General features: G+C 34.1%; 25 protein-coding genes. 1 reads left to right on the top strand and 24 read right to left on the bottom strand.

All coding sequences use genetic code 11. From position 1 onward, the window contains the following. Nucleotides 1–186: 186 nt before the first annotated feature. From ltrA to LJ207_RS00045, 17 genes are all read right to left on the bottom strand, one after another. Entirely contained in the window at nucleotides 187–1,602 is a 1,416-nt protein-coding gene (gene ltrA, locus LJ207_RS00125) for a group II intron reverse transcriptase/maturase (RefSeq protein WP_369414132.1), read from the bottom strand. Nucleotides 1,603–2,064: 462 nt separating this feature from the next. After that, nucleotides 2,065–3,939 carry a secretin GspD/PilQ domain-containing protein gene (locus LJ207_RS00120; protein WP_229342882.1) on the bottom strand — a complete coding sequence of 625 codons (1,875 nt, stop codon included), beginning with the start codon at nucleotides 3,937–3,939 and terminating at the stop codon, nucleotides 2,065–2,067. Then, nucleotides 3,929–4,345 carry a hypothetical protein gene (locus LJ207_RS00115; protein WP_229342880.1) on the bottom strand — a complete coding sequence of 139 codons (417 nt, stop codon included), beginning with the start codon at nucleotides 4,343–4,345 and terminating at the stop codon, nucleotides 3,929–3,931. Before LJ207_RS00115 ends, LJ207_RS00120 begins: the two co-directional genes overlap by 11 nt. After that, entirely contained in the window at nucleotides 4,338–4,889 is a 552-nt protein-coding gene (locus tag LJ207_RS00110; RefSeq protein ID WP_229342878.1) for a type IV pilus inner membrane component PilO, read from the bottom strand. The genes LJ207_RS00115 and LJ207_RS00110 overlap by 8 nt, the downstream gene beginning before the upstream one ends. Nucleotide 4,890: 1 nt before the next feature. Next, on the bottom strand, nucleotides 4,891–5,400 hold the full coding sequence (locus tag LJ207_RS00105; protein WP_229342876.1) for a PilN domain-containing protein: 510 nt from the start codon (nucleotides 5,398–5,400) through the stop codon (nucleotides 4,891–4,893). Continuing rightward, nucleotides 5,390–6,454: a type IV pilus assembly protein PilM gene (gene pilM / locus LJ207_RS00100; protein ID WP_229342874.1), complete on the bottom strand. Its 1,065-nt coding sequence runs from the start codon at nucleotides 6,452–6,454 to the stop codon at nucleotides 5,390–5,392. Before pilM ends, LJ207_RS00105 begins: the two co-directional genes overlap by 11 nt. Before the next feature lie 24 nt (nucleotides 6,455–6,478). Next, nucleotides 6,479–7,678 (bottom strand): hypothetical protein, encoded by a 1,200-nt coding sequence (locus LJ207_RS00095; RefSeq protein ID WP_229342871.1) that lies wholly within the window; start codon nucleotides 7,676–7,678, stop codon nucleotides 6,479–6,481. 15 nt (nucleotides 7,679–7,693) lie between these two features. Next, a complete protein-coding gene (locus tag LJ207_RS00090; RefSeq protein ID WP_229342869.1) occupies nucleotides 7,694–8,203 on the bottom strand; it encodes a prepilin-type N-terminal cleavage/methylation domain-containing protein in 510 nt (169 codons plus the stop codon). A 4-nt stretch (nucleotides 8,204–8,207) separates the two neighbouring features. Beyond that, on the bottom strand, nucleotides 8,208–8,585 hold the full coding sequence (locus LJ207_RS00085; protein ID WP_229342867.1) for a type IV pilus modification PilV family protein: 378 nt from the start codon (nucleotides 8,583–8,585) through the stop codon (nucleotides 8,208–8,210). Nucleotides 8,586–8,603: 18 nt separating this feature from the next. Continuing rightward, entirely contained in the window at nucleotides 8,604–9,353 is a 750-nt protein-coding gene (locus LJ207_RS00080; RefSeq protein ID WP_229342865.1) for a prepilin peptidase, read from the bottom strand. A gap of 58 nt (nucleotides 9,354–9,411) precedes the next feature. After that, nucleotides 9,412–9,819, bottom strand: a complete 408-nt coding sequence (locus LJ207_RS12435; RefSeq protein ID WP_305038476.1) for a type IV pilin protein — start codon at nucleotides 9,817–9,819, stop codon at nucleotides 9,412–9,414. 286 nt (nucleotides 9,820–10,105) lie between these two features. Then, nucleotides 10,106–11,317 carry a type II secretion system F family protein gene (locus LJ207_RS00070; protein ID WP_229342862.1) on the bottom strand — a complete coding sequence of 404 codons (1,212 nt, stop codon included), beginning with the start codon at nucleotides 11,315–11,317 and terminating at the stop codon, nucleotides 10,106–10,108. A gap of 20 nt (nucleotides 11,318–11,337) precedes the next feature. Continuing rightward, on the bottom strand, nucleotides 11,338–12,408 hold the full coding sequence (locus tag LJ207_RS00065; RefSeq protein WP_229342860.1) for a type IV pilus twitching motility protein PilT: 1,071 nt from the start codon (nucleotides 12,406–12,408) through the stop codon (nucleotides 11,338–11,340). A gap of 22 nt (nucleotides 12,409–12,430) precedes the next feature. Next, entirely contained in the window at nucleotides 12,431–14,107 is a 1,677-nt protein-coding gene (locus tag LJ207_RS00060; protein ID WP_229342858.1) for a GspE/PulE family protein, read from the bottom strand. Nucleotides 14,108–14,334: 227 nt separating this feature from the next. Continuing rightward, complete coding sequence (locus LJ207_RS00055) at nucleotides 14,335–15,228, bottom strand: shikimate dehydrogenase (RefSeq protein WP_229342856.1); 894 nt, start codon at nucleotides 15,226–15,228, stop codon at nucleotides 14,335–14,337. Between the two features lie 118 nt (nucleotides 15,229–15,346). After that, nucleotides 15,347–16,042 (bottom strand): Crp/Fnr family transcriptional regulator, encoded by a 696-nt coding sequence (locus LJ207_RS00050; RefSeq protein ID WP_229342854.1) that lies wholly within the window; start codon nucleotides 16,040–16,042, stop codon nucleotides 15,347–15,349. An 84-nt stretch (nucleotides 16,043–16,126) separates the two neighbouring features. Beyond that, on the bottom strand, nucleotides 16,127–16,561 hold the full coding sequence (locus tag LJ207_RS00045) for a Fur family transcriptional regulator (RefSeq protein ID WP_229342852.1): 435 nt from the start codon (nucleotides 16,559–16,561) through the stop codon (nucleotides 16,127–16,129). Nucleotides 16,562–16,763: 202 nt separating this feature from the next. On the opposite strand from LJ207_RS00045, the gene LJ207_RS00040 reads away from it, so the two are divergent. After that, complete coding sequence (locus tag LJ207_RS00040; RefSeq protein WP_229342850.1) at nucleotides 16,764–17,015, top strand: AbrB/MazE/SpoVT family DNA-binding domain-containing protein; 252 nt, start codon at nucleotides 16,764–16,766, stop codon at nucleotides 17,013–17,015. Nucleotides 17,016–17,116: 101 nt separating this feature from the next. Here LJ207_RS00040 and LJ207_RS00035 read toward each other — a convergent pair whose 3' ends face one another. The 7 genes from LJ207_RS00035 to ruvX form a co-directional block, all read right to left on the bottom strand. Continuing rightward, on the bottom strand, nucleotides 17,117–17,809 hold the full coding sequence (locus LJ207_RS00035) for a cell wall hydrolase (protein ID WP_229342847.1): 693 nt from the start codon (nucleotides 17,807–17,809) through the stop codon (nucleotides 17,117–17,119). A gap of 184 nt (nucleotides 17,810–17,993) precedes the next feature. Next, a complete protein-coding gene (locus tag LJ207_RS00030; protein WP_229342845.1) occupies nucleotides 17,994–18,212 on the bottom strand; it encodes a DUF4911 domain-containing protein in 219 nt (72 codons plus the stop codon). A 16-nt stretch (nucleotides 18,213–18,228) separates the two neighbouring features. After that, entirely contained in the window at nucleotides 18,229–19,464 is a 1,236-nt protein-coding gene (locus LJ207_RS00025) for a peptidase U32 family protein (RefSeq protein ID WP_229342843.1), read from the bottom strand. After that, the gene (locus tag LJ207_RS00020; protein ID WP_229342841.1) at nucleotides 19,457–20,101 is read right to left on the bottom strand and encodes an O-methyltransferase; all 645 of its coding nucleotides are present in this window, start codon (nucleotides 20,099–20,101) and stop codon (nucleotides 19,457–19,459) included. Before LJ207_RS00020 ends, LJ207_RS00025 begins: the two co-directional genes overlap by 8 nt. Nucleotides 20,102–20,113: 12 nt before the next feature. Next, a complete protein-coding gene (gene mltG, locus LJ207_RS00015) occupies nucleotides 20,114–21,121 on the bottom strand; it encodes an endolytic transglycosylase MltG (protein WP_229342839.1) in 1,008 nt (335 codons plus the stop codon). A 29-nt stretch (nucleotides 21,122–21,150) separates the two neighbouring features. After that, nucleotides 21,151–21,414, bottom strand: coding sequence for a DUF1292 domain-containing protein (locus tag LJ207_RS00010; protein ID WP_229342837.1), 264 nt, complete (start codon nucleotides 21,412–21,414; stop codon nucleotides 21,151–21,153). Nucleotides 21,415–21,436: 22 nt separating this feature from the next. Beyond that, nucleotides 21,437–21,847 (bottom strand): Holliday junction resolvase RuvX, encoded by a 411-nt coding sequence (gene ruvX, locus LJ207_RS00005; RefSeq protein ID WP_229342835.1) that lies wholly within the window; start codon nucleotides 21,845–21,847, stop codon nucleotides 21,437–21,439. Nucleotides 21,848–22,003: the final 156 nt, after the last annotated feature.

Raw genomic sequence — 22,003 nt, 5'->3', positions numbered from 1 at the left:
TATATATGAGTTACGTCAAATCTAGATATTTAATAATTTAACAAAGATTGATAATTCAAATTTTTTCCTTATTTTTTATTTTACACTATTTTAAGTAAATTAACAAATCGAGTAGGAGAGAAATAATTAATTTATTTCTCGTCCTCTCACACCACCACAGCGTACCGTTCGGTACTGGGCGGTTCATTAAGAGTTAATTACTTGTGCATATCTTTCCGTAAAACTAAAGTATCCCAGTTTCTTTAATAACTGGTTGGTAAAGGTTCTTGCAAGTATAGGGCTATTGGATATTCTCCAGTAGCCTTTTCTTGTGTTAGCATATTCCCACGCTTTAGCTTCTTTAATACCTAATTTCCTGAGCATTCTAAAGCGAGTTTTGACCTTTTTCCACCGTTTCCAGTAGCACATTCTTATTCGTCGTCTTACCCACTGGTCAAGAGCCCGCATCTTGCTTTTCATATCAGCTATTTTATAATAGCTGACCCAGCCCGTGATTGTCTGTTTTAGTTTCTTAAAACGATATTTCATTGTCCAGGGCTTGCTTCTTGATGTGAGTTCTCTTATCTTTGCTTTAATCTTCTTGATTGATTTCGGGTGGATTCTTATCCTTACTTCACCGTTCATTCGATAAAATGAGAACCCTAAGAATTTTCTTCTCCAGGGTCTGCCGACTGCACTTTTTGTTGTATTAACTTTAAGTTTCAGTTTCTTTTCAATAAATACAGTTAGACTTTTCATAACTCTTTCAGCCGCTTTCCTGCTTTTAACATAGATCTGATTATCATCAGCATAGCGACAGAATTTATGATTGCGTTTTTCCAGTTCTTTATCCAGTTCATCCAGCATGATGTTACTAAGCAGTGGACTTAGAGGCCCACCCTGCGGGCATCCTTTATCTGTTTTACTGATTACACCATCAATCATTACACCTGAGTTAAGATAAGCTCTTATTAATTTCAGCACCCTTTTATCCTGTACTTTTCTGGCTACTAAAGACATCAGTTTATCATGTTGAACAGTATCAAAATACTTTTCAAGGTCAATATCGACCACCCATGTATAACCGTCATTTATATATTCTTTAGCTTTATTTACTGCCTGGTGTGCATTTCTTCCAGGTCTGAAACCATAGCTGTATTCTGAAAATCCTGGGTCAAATATTGTTGTCAACTGTTGTGTTATTGCCTGCTGTATCATTCTATCTATTACTGTTGGGATACCAAGTAGTCTTACTCCACCACTGGGCTTGGGTATTTCTACTCTTCTTACTGCCTGTGGTTTGTAGTTACCTTCCAGTACATCTTTCAAAAGTTGGTTGCCATTTCTTTTAAGGTGAGGTAGAAGTTCATCTACACTCATTCCGTCAATTCCATGGCTACCTTTGTTCTTTACGACTCTTTTATGTGCTCTATTCAGATTAGGAGCCGCTAGAATTTTCTCCATTAGATTACTGGAGTCTGCCTTTTCACCGTTTCCCACATTCGGCAACGCCGCAGAAACACTCTGCACTCTCTCATTACTTCCAGCTTCCAGCCTTCTCTCCTGAGAGTAGCCTTCATATGAAGTTGTCTGCTTTCTATGTGTTTCCGTCGAGTTGTTCAAATCTAAGAAACCTCCTAATGTTTCATCCTTCAATTGGTGTATATATCCATCAATCTACTATGACTTCTGCTGCATTCTGACAGTTCAGCTCTTACATTACTGCAGAGTTTATTGCTTAGAAATCCATCACCACAATTTACTGTCAGACCTTCCCTGGTTAAGAATATTTACTTTCACTTCATCTATCTGCTGTATTTACACTTCCTGTCTTGAATAGTTTTGGGCTTTGTTTTGTTTCGCAAACTCACCCACAGGTATATGCCTTTATACAGTTCGTGTTCCTCAGACCGAAGCTTTGCCTCCAACTTCCTTCAGATTCCACCTCACGATGGACACCCTTGTCTTCAGCTAGCGGTTGGCACTATTAACCCCCGCATCAGACTTTCACTGACTAGTAAATATTCATGCCAGGCAAACGAAAAAAAGGCCGGGAATCCCGGCCTTTTTAAAGTCTTAATATATTTACTTGTTTTTATTTAATATTTCTTGTAATTCTTCTGGGCTTAACTGTTGGAATTCTTTTTCTTCCTGTCTGGCCCTAAATTCTGCTAATATTTCTTCTCTTGATCTAGCTCTTTCATTTAAAACCTCTGCAACTGAGTCATCATGAGCATCGTTTTCATAATCCACTTCTTCTTCAGTAACAACCTCTTCTTCAACTGGAGCAGCTTCTTCATCATCAGGTAAGGAAATTAAATGATCAATTGTATCTGGTCTTTCACCATATTTAATAATCCTTGGTGTTACAAAGATTATTAACTCATTTGTTGACTCAACAGTAGTTCTAGATTTAAATAACTCTCCTAAAATAGGTAAATCACCTAATAAAGGTATTTTTCTTATTGTACCTTCACTATCAGTTTGGATTAAACCTCCTACTGCAAAGGTTTCACCATCTTCTAATCTTAAATTTGTTTCTATACTTCTACTTTTTTTGCGTGGAGGTGGAGTAGTATCCCCTCTAGCTTCTCTTTCTAACTCAGTAAAACTACTGACTTGTGGTGCTATTTTTAATTCTATTTCATTATTTTCTGTAATCCAGGGAGTAAATAACAGTTCTACACCTGCTTCTACATATTCCCAAGTACTAGTTCTAGTACCATCATCTTCACGCTCAATAATTTCATAAGGGACTTCTTCAATAATAGACATTGAAGCCTCTTGCCCATTTAATGTCATCAAACTGGGTTTTGCCAGGGTTGTAGATTCTGAAGAAACATCTAGAAGATTGAAGAATTCTGGCCAGGTAAAATCAAGTTTATGAATCTTATAATTATCTCCGGAATCTCTTACATCAGATCTTCTAATAATATCGATACCTGCAAAATCACTCAAATTTTCCATTCCCAGTTCTCTTCTAAAATCTGAAGATATTTCTTCTACTCTTGTTTCTATAATAACTTGATATTGAGGAACATTAATTTCACTAACAAGCTGAACTACACCGTCTAATTTGTTTTTAGCTCCATTTATAATAATTTCCTTTCTTTGTGTATCAACATGAAGCCTTACATCTGGATAAAAGTTTTCTATTATTTCTTTAATTTGTTCTGTATCAATATAGTCTACTCTTAATTTTCTTGTTTCAGGTTCTAAACTGCTATCATATGTCTCAACCATAGATAATGCTTCTTTAACCTCCTGTTCACTCCCGGTTAAGGTTAAAGTATCTGTCAGAGGGTTAGTTCTGATCTCTACATTTAAATTAATCTGTCTTAATTTAGATTCTAGATCTGCTAAATCTGCGTTAAGAACCTGATAACTGTCTGTATAACGCTCTATAATTTCTACTTCTTCTCCTGGTCTTACTTCTCTGTCAGGATCAGCAGCAGAATCAAGCCTATTGATCATTTCTTTAACTTCTTCTACTCTTGTTTCTTCTCCTTTTAAAATGAACTGCCTTCTTACTGCATCTAATGTAATTTGTGTTTCAGGGAATATCTCTCTTACTATAACAGCTATATCATCAATATCTTGAGATCTTACTGAAACAAATTCTGTTACTATATTTGCATATATTCTCTCAATTCTATCTGGTTCTGCTACAACTATAGTATTATTATCCCATCTATATGTTAAATCATTGGTTTGTGTAATTAAATCTAAAGCTTTTTGAAAAGATATATCCCTTAAATGAACAGATGTTGTTCCAGTTACTGTACTATCAGTAATAAGGTTTACATCAGCTATATCAGCTATAGCTCTTAATACATCGGCTATCTCGGCATTTTGGAAGTTCATATCTTCTATCATACCTTCGGGTCCTGCTGAAACCCCCGCGGAAAAAATTATTATAAAAATAAGACTTAAAATTAGAATTGCTTTTTTATCTCTCATCTACTTCCCCTCCAATCTTTAACCGAAACCTAAACCCACGGTTTCTAACAATCACACTATCTCTTTCTATTGAAAGTAATTCATAACCATCTTTGCTGTAATAACCGCGAACCAACTCTACCCTATCTCCAATATCAATCAGTGCTATTCTATCTGTTCCACTACTGATTATTCCATCAAGATTAAAGGGTAATTCTCTCCTTATATCTGCAAAGGTAAGAACAGGTTCGGCAGGTCTTTCCTCTTCTTCTCTTTCTGCTTCTAAAACCGGTGACTCTACAAAAGGATTTCTAAATTCTTTTCCACTATATAAATCTTCTTCATTTTCTTCAGCTAAGACAGAAAACGGTAATAAAACAATTAGAACAAAAGATAAAAATATTAAAATAATTACTTTTCTACTCATCTGCCTCAACTCCTAACCTTAGTAATTCTGGGTCTACTAAACGATCATGATAAAGAGTATTCATTGAGATTTGAACTCCATCTTCATGACGACCAATATTAACTTCTCTAAACTCAAACCAATAATTCCAGTCTTTAAAATCTTCTAAAAGATTAACTACTTCTCTGAAACCACCTTGAATTTCAATACTCATTGCAATAGCATTTTCTTGCATCTGAGGTCTAAATAAAGCTAATTTTAAATCATTATCTTTTGCAGCTTCACGATAATCTATTAATAAATCAATTCTATCTTTTTCTACATAGACTCCTCGCTCTGCAAGTTCATCTAATATTGCTAAATATTCTGCTTTAATTTCTGGTAAGCGCTCAGCATAACTTATAGCTACATTTAAGCGATTATTCCTTTCATCTCTCCGCCTCTCTAAAGCAGCAATTTCTTCAGTTAGTGGTGTATAGAAATAAAAGTAATAAATAGCACCCACAGCAATAATAAATACTAACAGGAGGAGAACTTTTTCACGTCTACTTAAGTTTTTTAGCATTTTACTCCTCCTCCCCTCTTGCTATTTGAGCATTTACTACAAAAAATACTTCTTCTTGTTTTTCCATTGTATCTAAAACAACATTATAAAAATATGGAGAATCCTCTAGAGCATTAATAAATTCTCTTAATTCTTCCCCAACACTTGTTACTCCTCTAACACTTAAATTGCCCTGACTTAAAGAAAAACTATTTATAACACCTCTTATTGGAACAAGGTAACCTAATGCTTCAATAGGCCTATCCCAATTATAGTCCGGAACTGTTGGAGTTGCTCTTAATTCGTCTACTACACTCTCATATTCCCTATACTCAGCTTCTAAAGGTAAATATATTTCAAGTTGATCTTCTATTGAAGCTATTTCCTGCTCTAAAGTATTTCTTTCTGTAATTAAAGAATACTGTAAAATGCCCACTACAAAAATCGGTATCAATATTCCTAACACCATGGCTACCTGAAAGTAATGAAACTGAAATTTTTTCTTTTCTTCTCTTATCAGATTAACTCTCATCAGCCATCACCTCACTTATACCAAGGCCTATAGCAACTGCAAAATCATCTTTTTCTTCATCATCTAATGGATAATCAATATTTTTAAAAGTATCAAGTCTATAAATATCTTTCCCTAGTTCTTTTTCCATAAACTCTTTTAAGCCTTTTAATCTAGAACCTCCACCAGTTATAAAGATCTTATCAATATCTTCTTTTCTTTTTTTGATAGAAAAATAGTTAAAAGATCTTGTTATTTCTGCTGTTAAAGTTCCGGCCAAAGTTTTTAACCTTTCATCTGAACCTAAAGCAGCATCTAACTGCATACTATCTATGGGATCAGAACTAGTATCTGCTTTAAGACCTTCTCTTATTTTTTTCTCCTCAGCTTCATCATACTCTAAATCTTCAACATCCATGATAGTTTTTGTAAAATGATTACCACCTGTATCTATAGTTCTTGATAAAATAATATTATTTTTATTGGCTACTGTAACCTGAGAAGCAGAATAACCTATATCAATTATGGCAATATTTCCTTCTATTTCATCCTGATATTCTAATAAAGAAATCAATGCCATAGGTATTACATTCATAACTTCTACTTTATAATTATTCCTTTCAAAAGGAGCAAGATAATTATCAACGATATTTCTTTTTACTGCAGTAATCAAATAATTCACACCATCTTCATCTTCATCTACCTTAATATAATCTAAAGCAGCATTTTCAACCGGATAAGGTATCTGTTCATCTGCTTCCCATTTTAATGATTCTTTGATTTCTTTTTTATCCATCTTAGGCATCTCAATATTTCTAACCAAAAGTTCATTACTTGGTACTGCAGTAATAATATAGCCTGCTTTCTTTTTCATAATTGCCAGAAGACTTTTGATTTCGGAAGCTACTAAAGACTCATCTTTAATAATCCCATCAACAATAGTTTCTTTAGGAATTTTCTGTGAAACTGTATCTAAAACTTTAAAACTATCCCCTCCTGTTTTTTTTATTTGAGCTATCTTAATCGCATAACTACCAATATCAACACAAGTAAAGATATTGCTTTTAAAGAACATTAGACCACCTCTTCCCTTGTCAAATTATTGTTCTTGCCAATTTCTAATAGTAATATACGAAGGACCAGTATATCCATCAAATAAGATTTCAAAAGCTTCAGGATTATATATTATATTTGCTTCATCAGTATTATTTGATTGGCCTAATGTAATATTACCACCTGAATACAGAGCTCCCTCTATAAAAAATCTATTTCTTATAATTATGTCTCCTTCTGCATATACAAAACCTTTTATTTCATTTAAATTTGCCTGATCTTGATAGATATTACCTTTAACTAAAATTTTAAAAAAATCTTCTCCATCTTGATTAATTTTAAAGTTGTTACCAAATCCCAAATTACCATAAACAATTAAAGTACCTGAACCATTAATATCCCCATCTAAACTAAGATCTCCATATATTTTTGTTGTTTCATCTCTTATATCCATATAAGATAATCCTAAAGAATTTAAAGAAGGGAATTTATTTGCTGGAGTATTACCATTATAATTAGTATCATAGTCTTCAATATATTTTCTATAATAAGATTCTTCATCTTCATCGTCGGGATCTTCTTTATAATAATCACCATCAAAAGATTCACCTTCTAATGATTCATTACCATCATATCTTCCATATTCTCCTGTTCGATATTCTGTACCATTTCTCAAAATGGGGTAAAAATAATTCTCTGACACAAACTCTTCGAATTCACTAGTATCAGGATCAATTTGTAATTCTTCTCCATCAATTTTATAATTATTTCCATAGTCAAAACTAGTTTTATATCCAACATCTCCATCAATATAATGATTATTACCTATATCAATAATATCTCCTGTTAACCCATAAGGTAATACAGTAATATTGTATGAAGCAGTAATACTCTTTTCTATATCATTATTTTTACCAGTAGATTTAAAAGTAAAACCATTACTACCAAAAATCTTACCTTCAATTGATTCGAAAATATAATTAGAGCTGTCAGCAATAACATTAAATTCATCTTCAACTAAGTGTTCTAGTGATGACCTATCATTTATCATAATATTTACTGCATATTCTATTCCAGCCTCAGCAGCATAAAAAGCCTTGGTAGTATCTTCGTGCCTTTTAGTAAATCCAATATTATTATTAATACTATTAGCCAAAGCACCAATTAAAACTATTAAAACCAAAATTATAATTAATGAGAGGACAAGGGCTGCACCATCTTCATTTTTTAATATTTTTCCAAACATTTTTAACACCTCTCTTTATTGAAGCCTAGATCTTATTTTATTGTTAACAGTAATAGATTTACGATTATTTTCCAATGTTATTGTATAATCAACAAAAGATCCATTTAATTCAAATTCAGCCGCTGAAACAACAGCATCAGTAATATTTCTGTTAAATTCCCAGTTATCAATATCTGTTAAAACTAAAGTATCTGGATCAGTTGCAGGTTTATATAGAACTATTCTATTATCCTCAAAAACAAATTTGAAAAAATTTTCTTTAGATGTTTCATTATTTGAACTCCTAAATAACATCAATTCCTCTATATTGTCTTGTGAAAACCCTCTACTAGAACGAATATTTCTATCCAAGTTTGCAGAAATCAAAGTAGTAGCCTGAGATAAGTCAACACTTTTTTGATTGAAATCCCAGAATCTCCAACCATTGATCAATATATTTGATAAAGCAAGTAAAACAATAGTAAATACTGTAATTGCAACAATAATTTCTATCAAGGTGAAAGCTTCTTCTCTTCTCAAATTCATAATATCACCTCTCTGCTATATAACTAATTAAAGAAGCTGACTTTGTTTCATTATCCCAAGTAGTAGTTACAGTAATTTCTTTTAAACCTGTTTGCCCATTAACTTCATTGATTGTTGTTATATTCACAGTATATTCTGGATAAGCTCCATCGGAATCATAAATTACTGTCTCATCTACTATATTATCAAAGTCTAACCCTTTAACTCTTTCCATCTCCTGTTGAGAAATCAAAACAGCCTGTTCTCTAACATCAGTTTCACGAATAAACCTAGCTGCATTACCAAAATACGCCATAACAGACACACCTAATATTCCAACAATAGCAATAGCAAGTACTATTTCTATCAAAGTAAATCCTTTATTGCTTTTAAATATACTCATAAAATCTCCTCCTAAATCTTACAAGAAAAGAGAAAAATACAAATTAATGATTTGTTCACCAAAAAATATCATTATTACAGCACCCAAACAAATAAGCGGACCAAAAGGAACTCTATCTTTACGCTCAATAATACCCAAAGCCATCAAAGTAATACCAATAATTGAACCAACTAAAGATCCTATAAAAATACTCAACAAACTATATTTATATCCTAAAAATGCACCTAACATAGCAACAAGTTTAACATCACCCATACCCATTCCACCTTTAAAAATTAAAGCAACAGCTAAAAGAATTAAAGCTGGAATAAATATACCTAAAATAGAATCAAAAATACTAATATGATCAAATATAATTGCAGAAATAAAGCCTATTATAATACCAGAGTAAGTTATAACATTAGGAATAATCATATATTTATAATCAATCATAGAGATAACGATCAAAGCTGATAATAATAAAAGTATTAAAAACAGTTCTGCACTTAAAGCAAAGTTAAGATAAGCAGCTAAAAAGAAAAAGGCGGTAAGTAATTCAATTAATGGATACTGAATTGAGATTCCTGTACCACAATATCTGCACTTACCACCTGTCATTAGATAACTTAAAACTGGAACTAAATCAATAACTTTTAATCTATTATTACAATGAGGACAGTGAGATGGTGGATTAACTATAGATTTTTCTTCTGGTAGTCTGTAAATAACAACATTTAAGAAACTACCAACTATTAATCCTGTTATGAAGAAATAGATAGTTAAAAGCATTGCTCACCGGTCCTTTTGAATAAAAGAATATTTTGTAAAGTTACACTAACAAATATTTCTATCTAGTAGTTGTTATTTCTCCACCTTTAGTATAACCAGCTTCTAAACCTTCATATGCACCATCATTACCTGTAACAGTTATAGTGTAAGATGGTTCGTCATCATCATCATCATCATTTGTCAAAGTAATATCCCAGTTATCTGGGTCCAATCCTTCATCAATATAGCGTTCTAAATCTGTAGTATCATCTGTATATTCTCCTTCTTGAGTAAAATACAACGATTGAGCAGTTCTCAATGAACCAATTATAGCAGTTGCTTCACTCAATCTTGCCTGATCTGTAACTCCACCCAATCTTGGTATAGCTATAGCAGCTAAGATACCTAAGACAGCAATAACAACCAATAATTCAATTAATGTAAATCCTCTTTCTCCACCTGATAACACTTTTCTAATTTTACTCATTATTCTCACTCCTTATTTTTTTAATAAAATATTAATAATAAATATATAATGTGAACACAATACTCTCAACTATTCTAAGTTAAAGTTCACCTCCTCTTATAAATAGTCAATAATCTCTTTATAGACTTTTACATTGAAACATTTTTATTTTATGATAAGAAATATGATATTAGCTGTCATTGGATAATATTTCCATGAATAGCTACTCTTTAACATATATTTCTTATCTATGACTTAATTATACACCTTTTTTTAGAAAAAGCAATAGTATTTAGACAACAATTTTCTAAAAATGTTGGAACATGTCAAACATTGGCGTTACTATGGAAACGGCTACAAAACCAACCATTACAGCTAAAGCTACAATCATTAATGGTTCTATAAGTGAAATCGCTGCTTCTACATTTGCTTCTACCTGTCTGTCATAGAACCTTGATACCTTATTTAACATTGAACCAATTGCTCCTGTTTCTTCTCCAACTTTTAACATATGGACAACCATCGGTGGATATTCTCCACTTTTTTCTAGGGGAACAGATAAACTACTTCCTTCTCTAACTTCTATTCTCGCATCAGTAATAATATCACTGTAAACCTTGTTTCCCACTACATCTTCTACAATATTCAAAGAAGTTAAAAGATCTACTCCACTATCAATTAAAATAGCCAGGGTACTGGAAAATCTAGAGATATATACCTTGCGCATCATTGGTCCGATAACCGGAACCTTTAAAATCCAACTGTCTGTAACCGCCTTACCCTGAGGTGTTTTCCTGTACCTGCTGAAAAGAAAGATTAAAGCTAATACTGCCAGGATTACAGCCCACCAGTAGCTTTGAGCAAAAGCACTAACTGCCAGCAGCATTCTGGTTGGCAGAGGTAGGGCAGTACCAAAGTCCTGGAACATCCCCACAAATTGGGGGACAACCTGGGTAACCAAAAAGATAACAACTATCAAACCAACCGAAAGAATAACTGCCGGATAGTAAAGGGCTGACTTTACCATGGAGTTAAGCTCATGTTGGCGGTCATAGTGATTGGCCAGTTTATTTAAGATCGTATCCAAAACACCACCAGATTCTCCGGCTCTGATCAGCTGTGAATAGAGCTCGGGAAATGTTTCCGGATGTTTAGAAACAGCATCTGCTAAAGAAACACCTGTTTCTACATCATCCCTAACCTGCATCAAAACCTTTTTAAGGTGTTTATGATCACTTTGATCTGCTAAAATATTTAAAGCATCTACTAAAGAAATACCGGCATCAATCATAGCTGCAAACTGCTGACTGAACAAAGAAAGATCTTTTAGTTTAACCTTTTTATGCAGTTTGAGTACTTCACCAATATCAATTGATTCTCTAACTTGATTGATCTCGGTAATATAATAACCTTTATCTCTGAGCTGTCTGGCAATAACCGACTTATTCTCAGCTTCTATCGAACCTTTGATTACATCACCACTGCTGTTTTTTGCCTTGTATTTAAATTGATTAGCCATTTTTACCTCCCTCCCGGGATTTATCTCTCACCACTAATTTTTTTCTTAACATATTCTGGATCATCGGATCTTCTTACTGCCTCATCATAGGCGATCTTACCTTCTTTATATAAATCAACCAGATAATTATTCATCATAACCATACCGTATTTGCCACCGGTCTGCATTGCAGAAACTAATTGATGGGTTTTGCCCTCTCTAATTATATTTCTGACAGCGGAAGTCGCGATCAATATCTCTAGAGCAGCTACCCTTGACTTATTATCTGCACTTGGTAATAACTGCTGAGAAATTATCCCACTGATAGAAGAAGCAAGCTGAATTCTAACCTGCTGCTGTTGATGAGCAGGGAAAACATCGATAATTCTTTCTACAGTACTGGGAGCATCATTTGTATGCAGGGTTGCTAAAACCAGGTGACCTGTTTCAGATGCTTCTAAAGCAATATTAATTGTTTCTAAGTCTCTCATCTCACCAACAAGGATTACATCTGGATCCTGCCTTAAAGCAGCTCTTAGACCATCGGCAAAACTTGTTGTATCAAAACCGACCTCTCTTTGATGAATTATAGATTTATTATGGCTGTGCAGATACTCGATCGGATCTTCTAAGGTAATAATATGAGACGGTTTATTTTTATTTATAACATTGATCATCGAAGCTAAGGTTGTTGACTTACCACTTCCTGTTGGTCCTGTACATAAAATAAGGCCTTTACGCTGCATGGCTAATTTTTTTAAAATCTGAGGTAAGCCAAGTTCATCAATAGTTGGGATCCTCTGGGGGATAATTCTTAAGGCCAGTGAAACCGAGCCCCGCTGTTTATAGGCATTAACCCTGTAGCGGCAGTATCCGGGCACACTGTAGGAAAAATCGACCTCTCCCTTGTCTAAAAAGATCTCCCATTCCCGCTGATTCATAAAATCTTTTGCTATCTCTTTTACTTCATTAACTTCTAATTTTTCTGGATAGTCCTCATAATATTCTAATTTACCATTATTACGGATTATTGGTTTAGTTTTACCGGTTAAATGGAGGTCAGAAATAGCTGGTTCTTTAGATATCTCCTTCATAACATCTATAATTTCCATAAAAAACGCCTCCTCCTGATCATTAATGAATTACACTAACCAGTTCCTTATAACTTGTTAAACCCTGTTTTAATTTAGCCTTACCATCATCTAATAAACCTGTCATACCTTGATCTCTTACATATCTTTTCATCTGAGGCTCATTTGCCCCTTCGGCAATCATCTCCTCTAACTGGGGAGTAATTTCTACAACCTCCTGAATAGCAACCCGCCCTTTATAGCCATCAACACATTTTTCACATTTTCCGGAAGCAGGACGCCAGAGGGTATCTATCCCATTATCGAGAAATTTTCTTTCTTCTGTCCCGATCTCATATTCTTCTTTACAGCTGGGACAGAGAGTTCTGACAAGTCTTTGGGCAATAACTCCGATTACGGTTGAACCAACCAGATAACCGGGGATACCCATATCTGTTAATCTTGTAATCGCACTAACCGCATCATTTGTATGCAGGGTACTTAAAACAAGGTGTCCGGTTAAAGCTGCTCTAATTGCAATTTCGGCTGTTTCTTCATCTCTAATTTCACCGACCATTACTATATCGGGATCCTGTCTTAAAATAGATCTCAATGTTTTAGCAAAGGTCAAACCTGCTTTAACATTTGCCTGGACCTGATTTATACCTTCTATCTGGTATTCAACTGGATCCTCTATTGTTACGATATTTTTAGTTGGAGTATTGATTCTATTTAAAGCTGCAAATAGGGTGGTGGATTTACCACTACCTGTAGGACCAGTTGCCAGTAATATTCCATATGGTCTTTTAATTAACCTTTCAAAACGCTCCTGATTTTCTTCTCTAAAGCCAAGCTTATTAATATTTAAAAGGCTGTTATCCCTCATCAAAAGCCTGATAACCACTTTTTCTCCGTGGATCGTAGGTAAGGTAGAAACCCGCATATCGATCTGCAAATTTCTAAAGGTCATCTGTACCCTACCATCCTGAGGAATCCTCCGCTTTGTAATATCAAGGTCAGCCAGGATCTTCAAACGGGAGATAAGTGCTGCCTGAGAATGTTTGGGAATCGACATCTCCTCATGTAAGACACCATCAACCCGGTAGCGAACCCGAACAATATTGTTTAAGGGTTCTATATGGATATCACTTGCCTGATTTTGTATAGCCTGGGTGATGATCAGATTTGTCAGCCTAACAATTGGTGCATCTTCTACCATCTGTCTTAACTGATCTATTTCCGGTTCTGTATTCATATCATCATATTTATTTAAGCTGTCAAAGATCTCTGAAGTATCACCATCAACCAGGGTATAGATCTGATTAAAGGCATCCATGATCTCACTATGAGGAGCAATAGAGATATGGACCTTCATCCCGGAATTAACCTCAATATTCTCTATGGCCACCAGATCTGTTGGATCTTCAAGTGCCACTTTTAAAAAACCATCTTCTACAGCATAAGGAACGGCATTATGCCGAGAAGCAATGTTTTCTGATAAATATTGAGATAATTGAGTATTCAAAATATAATTTGAAAGATCTACTCTGGGGATTCCCAGCTGTATTTCCAGTACATCAACCAGTTCATCCTCTTTAATATAACCTAACTCGGTCAGCACCTGACCTAATTTCATTCCCATCTCATCCTGTAGGGAAAGTGCATCTTCAAGCTGTTCTCTTGTTATATATCCCCATTCTAAGAGAAGATCTCCAATTCTCTGTTTCTTTTTTGGATTCATAAAAATATCTCCTTAGAAAAATAATGTTTTTTGTCGATTTTAATTTAAAATTGTAAATAATTGCTGATGTATTATATATATTCTCTAATTATATAATTATTCCTGCAAAATTTTGACTGAAGTTCAAAAAAATTTTAAAAGTATACAAGTATCCATATATCAACTATTATAACGGGTTTTATAAAAAAAAGATATGGTACTTAAGTACCATATTTTATTTGTCGAAATTAGTCTTCTACTACCATCTCCCTTACCGCTTTTTCTGCAATCTCTTTCCATTTTCTTTTTTTAGGCATTTCTTTAGTCCAGAGTTTAAAAGCAGCTTCTGCTTGATAGATCAAGGTAGGTAAACCATTTCCGATCTGAGCTCCTTTTTTTTCTGCTTCTTTGAGCAGTTCTGTTTTTAGAGGATTATAGATTAAATCAACCACAAATTGATTTTCATTGAGATATTCGGGGTTAATAACTAATTTTTTTTGACTTTTATCACTGTACATTCCAACTGGAGTTGTATTTACGATCAAATCTGCTCCTTTAAGCAGCTCTTTATATTCACTTTCTTTAAGAGCGGCAGCAGAAAATTCTGTTTTACTTTCTTTTTCTTTAAATATTTCTACCAGTTCTTCTGCATTAGCTTTGCTTCTGTTTACTATTATCACCTCTGCTAAATTAAGTTGAATCAAGGCAGCAATTACTGCTCTAGCAGCACCACCTGCACCTATAACAACCGCTTTTTTATCTTTAACAACGAAACCAGCCTCTTCGATCTGACGCTGAAAACCAATTACATCGGTATTATAGCCGGTTAATCTACCCCTTCTATTTAAAACTGTATTTACAGCCCCTGCATCTCTGGCCAGGGAAGAAAAACCATTTAAATAGGGTATAATAGCTTCCTTATAGGGTATTGTTACATTCCAACCACCAAAGTTTAAGTTTTTTAAAGATTGAATATAGTCTTCTAAATACTCTTTTTCTTTACATTCAAGCATTAAATAAAGTGCATTGATATCTAAATCTCTAAAACCAGTATTGTGTAGTGAAGGTGAAATAGAGTGACTTAATGTTTTACCCAAAAGTCCATATAATTTAGTTTCATTATTAGGTATAAAGATGCTCATTTTTTCTTCCTCCTCATATTTTCTTTTCAATTGCAAAAAACGCTGGCAAATAATCCAGCGCTTTTTAGATATGTAAATTGTTCTAAATCACCAGGATTAATATTTAACTACTAAATTATTAAAAAATAGTCTGCAGCTTTTCCCCCAATGATTCAAAATCTTTGATTATAATTTTTCGTTTTTTGATTGTGATCATACCATCATCTATAAAGCGGTTGATTAATTTTGTTACCGTTACCCTGGATGAACCGATCAAGTTGGCGATTTCTTGATGGGTTAAAACAAGGTCGATTACCGTACCTTCTTCTATCTCCCTGCCAAAATCTTCTGCCAGACGTGATAAAAGGCTGGCCAGTCTGCCGGCAGCATCCTGGAAAACTAATTCTCTGACCTGACTGGTTAAGAGCCTGGTCTTTTTAGAAAGAGCCTCAATAATCTTGATGGCCATACTGGGCCTTTTCATAATTATTTGCTCCATATCATTCCAGGGTATAATTAAAAGTCTGGCCTCTTCTATGACCTCTGCTGTCAGGGGATGAGGATCTTCATCAAAAAGAGAAAGTTCCCCAAAAATATCACCCTCCTGAAGAATGGTTAAAACCTTTTCCTTACCTTCAGCAGAAAGCATCGATAATTTAACCTTGCCCTTGATCAAAAGATATAGTTTTTTTACACTGTCATTTTCAAAAAAAATAACTTCACCCTTTTGATAGTGTTTGGCAAAGGATTTTTGACATATCATCTCTAATTCTTCTGCTTCGAGATTTTGAAAGACTATTAGATCTTTTAAACACTGTTTAGTGGGTTGCTCCATAATTTAGACCTACCTCTCTGCATATATTCTAGCTTACTCTATATAGTATATTCTCTAAAGATAAAAAAAATCCTTGTTAATTATTTATTTATCCCTGCATTCCCTACAGTAACCAAAGAATTTGAGTTTATGCTCATCTATGCAAAAATCATATTTAGCTTCCAGTTCTTTTTCAAAGTCTTCTATGCCCTGATCACTAAACTCCACCAATTTACCACACCCCTTGCAGATTAGATGGTGATGGTGTTGTTCTTCTATATATAGTTCATAAACCCTTGATTCTTCATTAAAATCTAAAGTATGGATCAAATCCAATTTTTCTAAAAGCTCTAAAGTTCTGTAGATAGTGGCCATCCCTATTTCAGAATCTTTTTCTTTAACAGCCTCAAAAAGCTCTTCAGCATTAAAATGCCAGTTTTCGTTTTCAACTATGGTCTCAACTATTAATTCTCTTTGTCTGGTAAATTTATAGTTGTTTTCTGCTAATTTAAGTTTAAATTTTTCTTTGAAATTTCTCATTTTTTACACCTCGCTTTTTTGTCATTACTTATATTTTAACATAAAAAAAGCAAAAAATTAACAAGAAATTTTAAATTTGCGGTATAATTATCCAAAATTTACTTAAAAAAATAATGATTTACTATTGACTATTCCAAATATTGATAGTATAATGAAATAAACAGTATAATTTGTCGAAAATTGTTAAGAAAGGAGTGTTAATATGAAATCTACTGGTATTGTCCGTAAAATCGATGATCTGGGTAGAATGGTAATCCCTATTGAACTAAGAAAAACCATGAATATCAATAAAAAAGATCCAATGGAAATCTTTGTTGACGAAGAAAAAATAGTTTTAAAGAAATATGAACCGGCCTGCATATTCTGTGGAAGTGCAGATGACACTATAGAATATAAAGGTAGAACTATCTGTGGAGAATGTATGGACAACATGAACGAATTAACCCAAGACTAAAAAATAAAAAAAACCATCTTTTACAAAAATTGAATCTTTAACTTTAAAAAATAGCACCTTAAATAGGTGCTACTTTTTTTATTTACTTTTATTTTTTAATTTTAGCGGAGAAAAACATGTTCTCCAATTCTGGTTACAAAATCTCTTCTGGATATCCAGGCTGTGTTTGTTGCCACATCTGGATTATAGAAAAAGATCGAACCTCTGGTTGGATCATAACCTAAAAGTGCAGCTCTTGCAGCAGCGATTTCACTTTCTGTGGGATGGTAATTTGCCTGTCCATCCATCAAACTGCTGAACTGACCTCTTTGAGTAACAACACCTCTAATAGTATTGGGGAATTGATTACTCTCAACCCTGTTCATTATAACTGAGCCAACTGCAATCTTACCTTTAAAGCTTTCACCTCTAGCTTCTCCGTGAATAACTCTCGCAAGTAATATTAACTCATCTCTTGATATATTGTAATCCTCATATATATCAAATTCTGGTATTATTTCGAATTCAGCTTCAGCAAATACACCATCAGCTTTTAAATCATTATCACGCTGAAAGTTTTTTACCGCTGCCGCTGTTGCATCTCCATATAGTCCATCTAAACTGTTATTATAATAATTTAATTGTTTTAATTTCTGCTGTAATACTGCTACATCTAAACCTTCGTTGCCTCTACTCAGAACTCTGCTGCCAAATTCATTTAAGTAATCAGCATCAGCCTGATCTACATTTACGAAAGTAACCATTATGAGGAGAATTAGAAGTGAGAATAAAATAGTTCTTTTCCTCAACATCATCTTATACCTCCCTGTTGTCGACTTATAATTATCTCTAAAATATATGTCCTCCTTTGATCTTCATTGTCTCCACTTATTTCCTTATCAGTAGTTATATCAAATCTCACCCTTATAATAAACAATAAATTAACTAAAGTCAAATGTTCTTTTTTTACAATTTTAGCTTTTGTAAATTCTTTAACAATTATTCCTCTATAAGTTCTACATAAAACTGATCTCCTAGATCAGCCATAACTTCTTTTACTTCTTGCTCGGTTCCTGCTGTTACATCTATCCAGATCTGACCTGGATTATCATGATCAACATTAACAGTTCCAATTCCTTCATAGGCTTTGATGATCATATCGATAAAATTTATTTCTTTAGGATCAACCTTATATCTTAGTTTTTTTGTGTCTTTCATTATATTTTAGCTCTCCTTATTGCTTCTGATTTTTTTCTCTTCTCAGCAAAGAACCAGCTTTAATATCTTTTTCTGTACCGATAATTATCAGTTCTTTAGGATGAGGAGCTGCCTCAACCTGATCACCTTCAGAATTTATAATATAATCTACCTTAAAAGAATAAGCTCTTTCACCTGGAGCAAGGACCTCCAAATTATCACCTTTAAATATCTTATTTCTAACTTCTACCAGGATTTCATTTTTTGCTTTAAGCTCCTTTTTGACAACTCCCATAAAATCATAGCTTCTTAGATAAGAAGAACTTTGATAACGCTGACCTTCAGCCCCTGGTTTACCATAATAAAAGCCTTTGCTGTAATCACGGTGGGAGATCTTTCTTAATTCTGCTAAAAGCTCCTGATCAGGCTGATAATCTGCCGGGTCTTGATAATAATTATCTATGATCTGGCGGTAGGTATTAACCACAGTCGCAGCATAATGAACACTTTTCATCCTGCCTTCAATTTTTAAACTGCTTAAACCCAGCTCTATTAATTCCGGTATTTCTTCAGCTAGATTTAAATCCCTGGAGTTAAAGATAAAAGTCCCTTCTTTACTTTCTTCGATCGGATAATATTCACCTGGTCTTTGTTCTTCTACCAGATGATACTGCCAGCGGCAGGACTGGGCACAGTCTCCCCGATTGGCATCTCGATCAACAAAATAATTGCTTAAAAGACAGCGGCCTGAATAAGAGATACACATTGCCCCATGGATAAATACTTCCAGCTCTATTTTATCTCTGCATTGAGCTGCCATCTCTTTAATTTCCTCATAACTTAGTTCTCTGGCCAAAATAACCCTTTGAGCTCCCTGTTCAGCCCAAAAAAGGGCAGAAGCCCAGTTCACATTATTGGCCTGAGTACTGATGTGAATATCAATTTCCGGCAGCTTTTCTCTGACCAGAGAAAAAACACCCGGATCAGAAATAATCAGAGCATCTAAAGCAAGTTCTTTTAATTTTTCTATATACTGGGGAAGTTCGGCCAGTTCCTGATTATGGGGAATCATATTTAAGGTTAGATAAACTTTTTTATCCCTCTGATGAGCATAGTCTATGCCCTCTTTTAATTCCTCTAAACTAAAGTTTGCAGCTCCAGCTCTGAGTCCAAAGTCCAAACCACCACAATATACAGCATCAGCCCCAAAATTAAAGGCAGTTTTTAATTTTTCTAAATTACCGGCCGGGGCCAGCAGTTCTATTTTATCCATTATTATCTTTCCTCCTGCTTAATGCAATCCCATCTCCAGCTGAAATTATGGTAGAATCTAGCTCAGGATGGTTCATTACAATAATTAAATACTCTCTGAGATTATTTACAATCGTCCTTATTTTAGCTCGTGTTTTTTTAGCTTTTAAAACCTTGCCCTTATATAAGACATTATCGGCCACTAAAAGACCACCCGGTTCTAAAAGCTCCATTATATATTCAAAAAGATAAAGATACTGCCCTTTAGCAGCATCCAAAAATATAAAATCAAAATTCTGTTTTAAATACATTAAGATATCAAGAGCATCCCCTGTTTTAATATTTATCTTATCAGCATAAGGAGTCCTTTTTATATGCTTTTTTGCTCTATCTGCCCGTAAAGCATCGATCTCTATACTTGTAATTTTAGAGATTTGAGGAGTATTTTTAGCAATCAATAAAGTAGAAAAACCATAAGCTGTCCCGATTTCTAAAATTCGCTTTGGCTTTTTAATCTTTAACTGCAGCTTTAAAAAATCTGCTGTATCCCGATCGATAATTGGAATCTGATCTTTTAAGCAGAGCTCTTCTAAAGCTTTAAATTCGGGCTCAATATATTTTTGCTGAGAAAATTTTTGGTTGATCTCTGTTTTCTGCATTTTAAGCTCCTATTAGTTTAACTGCCGCTGTTTTTCTAGGTGTTCCTGATAACTTTCTGTAAATACATGGCTGCCATCTTCTCTGGCAAAATAAAAAAGGTAATCACTTTCTGCAGGTTCTACTGCAGCTAAAATCGCCTTATCACCCGGATTTGCAATCGGGGCTGGAGGTAAGCGGTTAATTTGATAGGTATTATAGGGAGATTCAACCTCCAGATCAACATAAAAAAGCCTTGTTTTCCTTTCAGCCAAAACATATTGCACGGTTGCATCCAGCTGTAAAGGCATCCCTATCTCCAAACGATTATAGATCACAGAAGCGATGAGCTCGTTTTCTCTTTCCACTTTACCCTCTGTTTCGATCAATGAGGCGATAATCAGCAGCTGATAAGCATCAAATTTACTTTCAGCTGCAGCCTCCCTCAAGCTAGGCAGCCTCCGCTGATTGAAATTATTGAGCAGTGCTCTAACCAGCTGTTCTTCACTAAAACCTAAGGGAAATCTATAGGTATCAGGAATTACAAGTCCTTCAGCTAGCTCTATAATTTCTTCTCGCTCCAGCTCAGCTTCCTTAAAATCAAGTTCTAAGGCATAATTATTAAATGCTTCGGCCAACTTTTCTCTCTCATAATCGGGCCTTTCTAGATTATAGAGCCTCTCAATAATCTCTCTGATCGTAAAACCCTCAGGTATGGTCAGCTGAAATTGAATTTCATCTCCTCTAACAAGGCTCTCTGCAATAGTAAAGGCATCATCTGCCGGAGAAAAATTGTAATGACCTGACCTTAAATTAAGATTTCTAAGTCGGATTAAAATATAGAAGGCATCTGCCGATTTAATCAAACCTTCTTCTGCCAAAAGATTAGAGATTTCTCGACCTGACATACCTGCTCTTATTTCAACTATCTCTTCACTTTGATCTTTTTCATTAACCGCTTCTAAAAGAGAGTATGCCCTGATAAAAACAGCCATTATTAAAATTACAATTAAAAAAATTAAAGCTCTTTTTTTCAAGTTCATACCCTCCTCTTTAAAATAACTTTAAATTTTTAGCCTTTTCTTGTATATTCATGTTTAACTTTATTAAATTCTTCTTCATCTTCAACCGGGACTATTAGCTCTTCCTCACCTTCATTAACTATTTTAATAACGGTGGCTGCTGAATCCTTATCTCCTTCAGAATCAACGATTATCAGGTATTTAGTCCCATCGATAACTAGGTCATCCTCTATATAAAATCTACTTTCACTTTCACCATCAGATAAAACAAGCTGCTTTTTTTCTTCATCGATCCAAAATTGTCCATCACTCATTATTATTACCCCTTTCTAATAATTAATTATTTAAATCAAGATAAGACTGTAAAATTAGAGCTGCAGCAACTTTGTCAATAACATCTTTTCTATCTTTTCTGCTGAGATCTGCTTCTAAAAGAATATTTTCTGCCTGGGATGTAGTTAACCTCTCATCCTGTATTTCAACCGGAATAGCTAAATTATTCTCTAAAAAATTAATAAAAGCCTGGGTTATCTCTGCCCTTTTTCCCCTGCTGCCGTCCATACTGTAGGGCATGCCTACAACAATTTTTTCAACCTGATATTTTTCTATATATTCTTTGATCTCTGCCAGCAGCTTTTGATGTCCCTGCTGTTTAAGTGTTGTCAGAGGTTGGGCTGTCCAACCTAAAGCATCACTAACAGCTATTCCAACTCTTTTGTTTCCATAATCTATCCCCAGTATACGCAATCTCTCAGCCTCCATTTTTATTTCTTCAATAAATTATTATATAATTATTTAGCTCAATAAGCAAATCAAAGCAGAAAAAGATTGTGTCAAATAACTTTTGGAAATGAGATAAGACTCCCTTATATATTTTTTAAAAAGCTAATGCTTTTATTGCTC

Source organism: Halanaerobium polyolivorans, assembly GCF_020711195.1.
GTDB classification, from domain to species: Bacteria; Bacillota; Halanaerobiia; order Halanaerobiales; family Halanaerobiaceae; genus Halanaerobium; species Halanaerobium polyolivorans.
The sequence above is the reverse complement of the archived record's forward strand: the minus strand, read 5'-3'. Positions and strand labels throughout refer to the sequence as shown.

What these genes read in the sequence shown, in the direction of transcription:
- LJ207_RS00010 (WP_229342837.1), bottom strand. Translation starts at nt 21,414, where the DNA reads ATGAGTGATGGACAATTTTGGATCGATGAAGAAAAAAAGCAGCTTGTT.
- LJ207_RS00080 (WP_229342865.1), bottom strand. Translation starts at nt 9,353, where the DNA reads ATGCTTTTAACTATCTATTTCTTCATAACAGGATTAATAGTTGGTAGT.
- LJ207_RS00045 (WP_229342852.1), bottom strand. Translation starts at nt 16,561, where the DNA reads ATGAGAAATTTCAAAGAAAAATTTAAACTTAAATTAGCAGAAAACAAC.
- LJ207_RS00085 (WP_229342867.1), bottom strand. Translation starts at nt 8,585, where the DNA reads ATGAGTATATTTAAAAGCAATAAAGGATTTACTTTGATAGAAATAGTA.
- LJ207_RS00020 (WP_229342841.1), bottom strand. Translation starts at nt 20,101, where the DNA reads ATGCAGAAAACAGAGATCAACCAAAAATTTTCTCAGCAAAAATATATT.
- LJ207_RS00035 (WP_229342847.1), bottom strand. Translation starts at nt 17,809, where the DNA reads ATGATGTTGAGGAAAAGAACTATTTTATTCTCACTTCTAATTCTCCTC.
- LJ207_RS00040 (WP_229342850.1), top strand. Translation starts at nt 16,764, where the DNA reads ATGAAATCTACTGGTATTGTCCGTAAAATCGATGATCTGGGTAGAATG.
- pilM (WP_229342874.1), bottom strand. Translation starts at nt 6,454, where the DNA reads ATGTTCTTTAAAAGCAATATCTTTACTTGTGTTGATATTGGTAGTTAT.
- LJ207_RS12435 (WP_305038476.1), bottom strand. Translation starts at nt 9,819, where the DNA reads ATGAGTAAAATTAGAAAAGTGTTATCAGGTGGAGAAAGAGGATTTACA.
- LJ207_RS00030 (WP_229342845.1), bottom strand. Translation starts at nt 18,212, where the DNA reads ATGAAAGACACAAAAAAACTAAGATATAAGGTTGATCCTAAAGAAATA.
- LJ207_RS00090 (WP_229342869.1), bottom strand. Translation starts at nt 8,203, where the DNA reads ATGAATTTGAGAAGAGAAGAAGCTTTCACCTTGATAGAAATTATTGTT.
- LJ207_RS00115 (WP_229342880.1), bottom strand. Translation starts at nt 4,345, where the DNA reads ATGAGTAGAAAAGTAATTATTTTAATATTTTTATCTTTTGTTCTAATT.
- LJ207_RS00120 (WP_229342882.1), bottom strand. Translation starts at nt 3,939, where the DNA reads ATGAGAGATAAAAAAGCAATTCTAATTTTAAGTCTTATTTTTATAATA.
- LJ207_RS00025 (WP_229342843.1), bottom strand. Translation starts at nt 19,464, where the DNA reads ATGGATAAAATAGAACTGCTGGCCCCGGCCGGTAATTTAGAAAAATTA.
- LJ207_RS00070 (WP_229342862.1), bottom strand. Translation starts at nt 11,317, where the DNA reads ATGGCTAATCAATTTAAATACAAGGCAAAAAACAGCAGTGGTGATGTA.
- LJ207_RS00050 (WP_229342854.1), bottom strand. Translation starts at nt 16,042, where the DNA reads ATGGAGCAACCCACTAAACAGTGTTTAAAAGATCTAATAGTCTTTCAA.
- LJ207_RS00060 (WP_229342858.1), bottom strand. Translation starts at nt 14,107, where the DNA reads ATGAATCCAAAAAAGAAACAGAGAATTGGAGATCTTCTCTTAGAATGG.
- LJ207_RS00110 (WP_229342878.1), bottom strand. Translation starts at nt 4,889, where the DNA reads ATGCTAAAAAACTTAAGTAGACGTGAAAAAGTTCTCCTCCTGTTAGTA.
- mltG (WP_229342839.1), bottom strand. Translation starts at nt 21,121, where the DNA reads ATGAACTTGAAAAAAAGAGCTTTAATTTTTTTAATTGTAATTTTAATA.
- LJ207_RS00095 (WP_229342871.1), bottom strand. Translation starts at nt 7,678, where the DNA reads ATGTTTGGAAAAATATTAAAAAATGAAGATGGTGCAGCCCTTGTCCTC.
- LJ207_RS00065 (WP_229342860.1), bottom strand. Translation starts at nt 12,408, where the DNA reads ATGGAAATTATAGATGTTATGAAGGAGATATCTAAAGAACCAGCTATT.
- LJ207_RS00105 (WP_229342876.1), bottom strand. Translation starts at nt 5,400, where the DNA reads ATGAGAGTTAATCTGATAAGAGAAGAAAAGAAAAAATTTCAGTTTCAT.
- LJ207_RS00055 (WP_229342856.1), bottom strand. Translation starts at nt 15,228, where the DNA reads ATGAGCATCTTTATACCTAATAATGAAACTAAATTATATGGACTTTTG.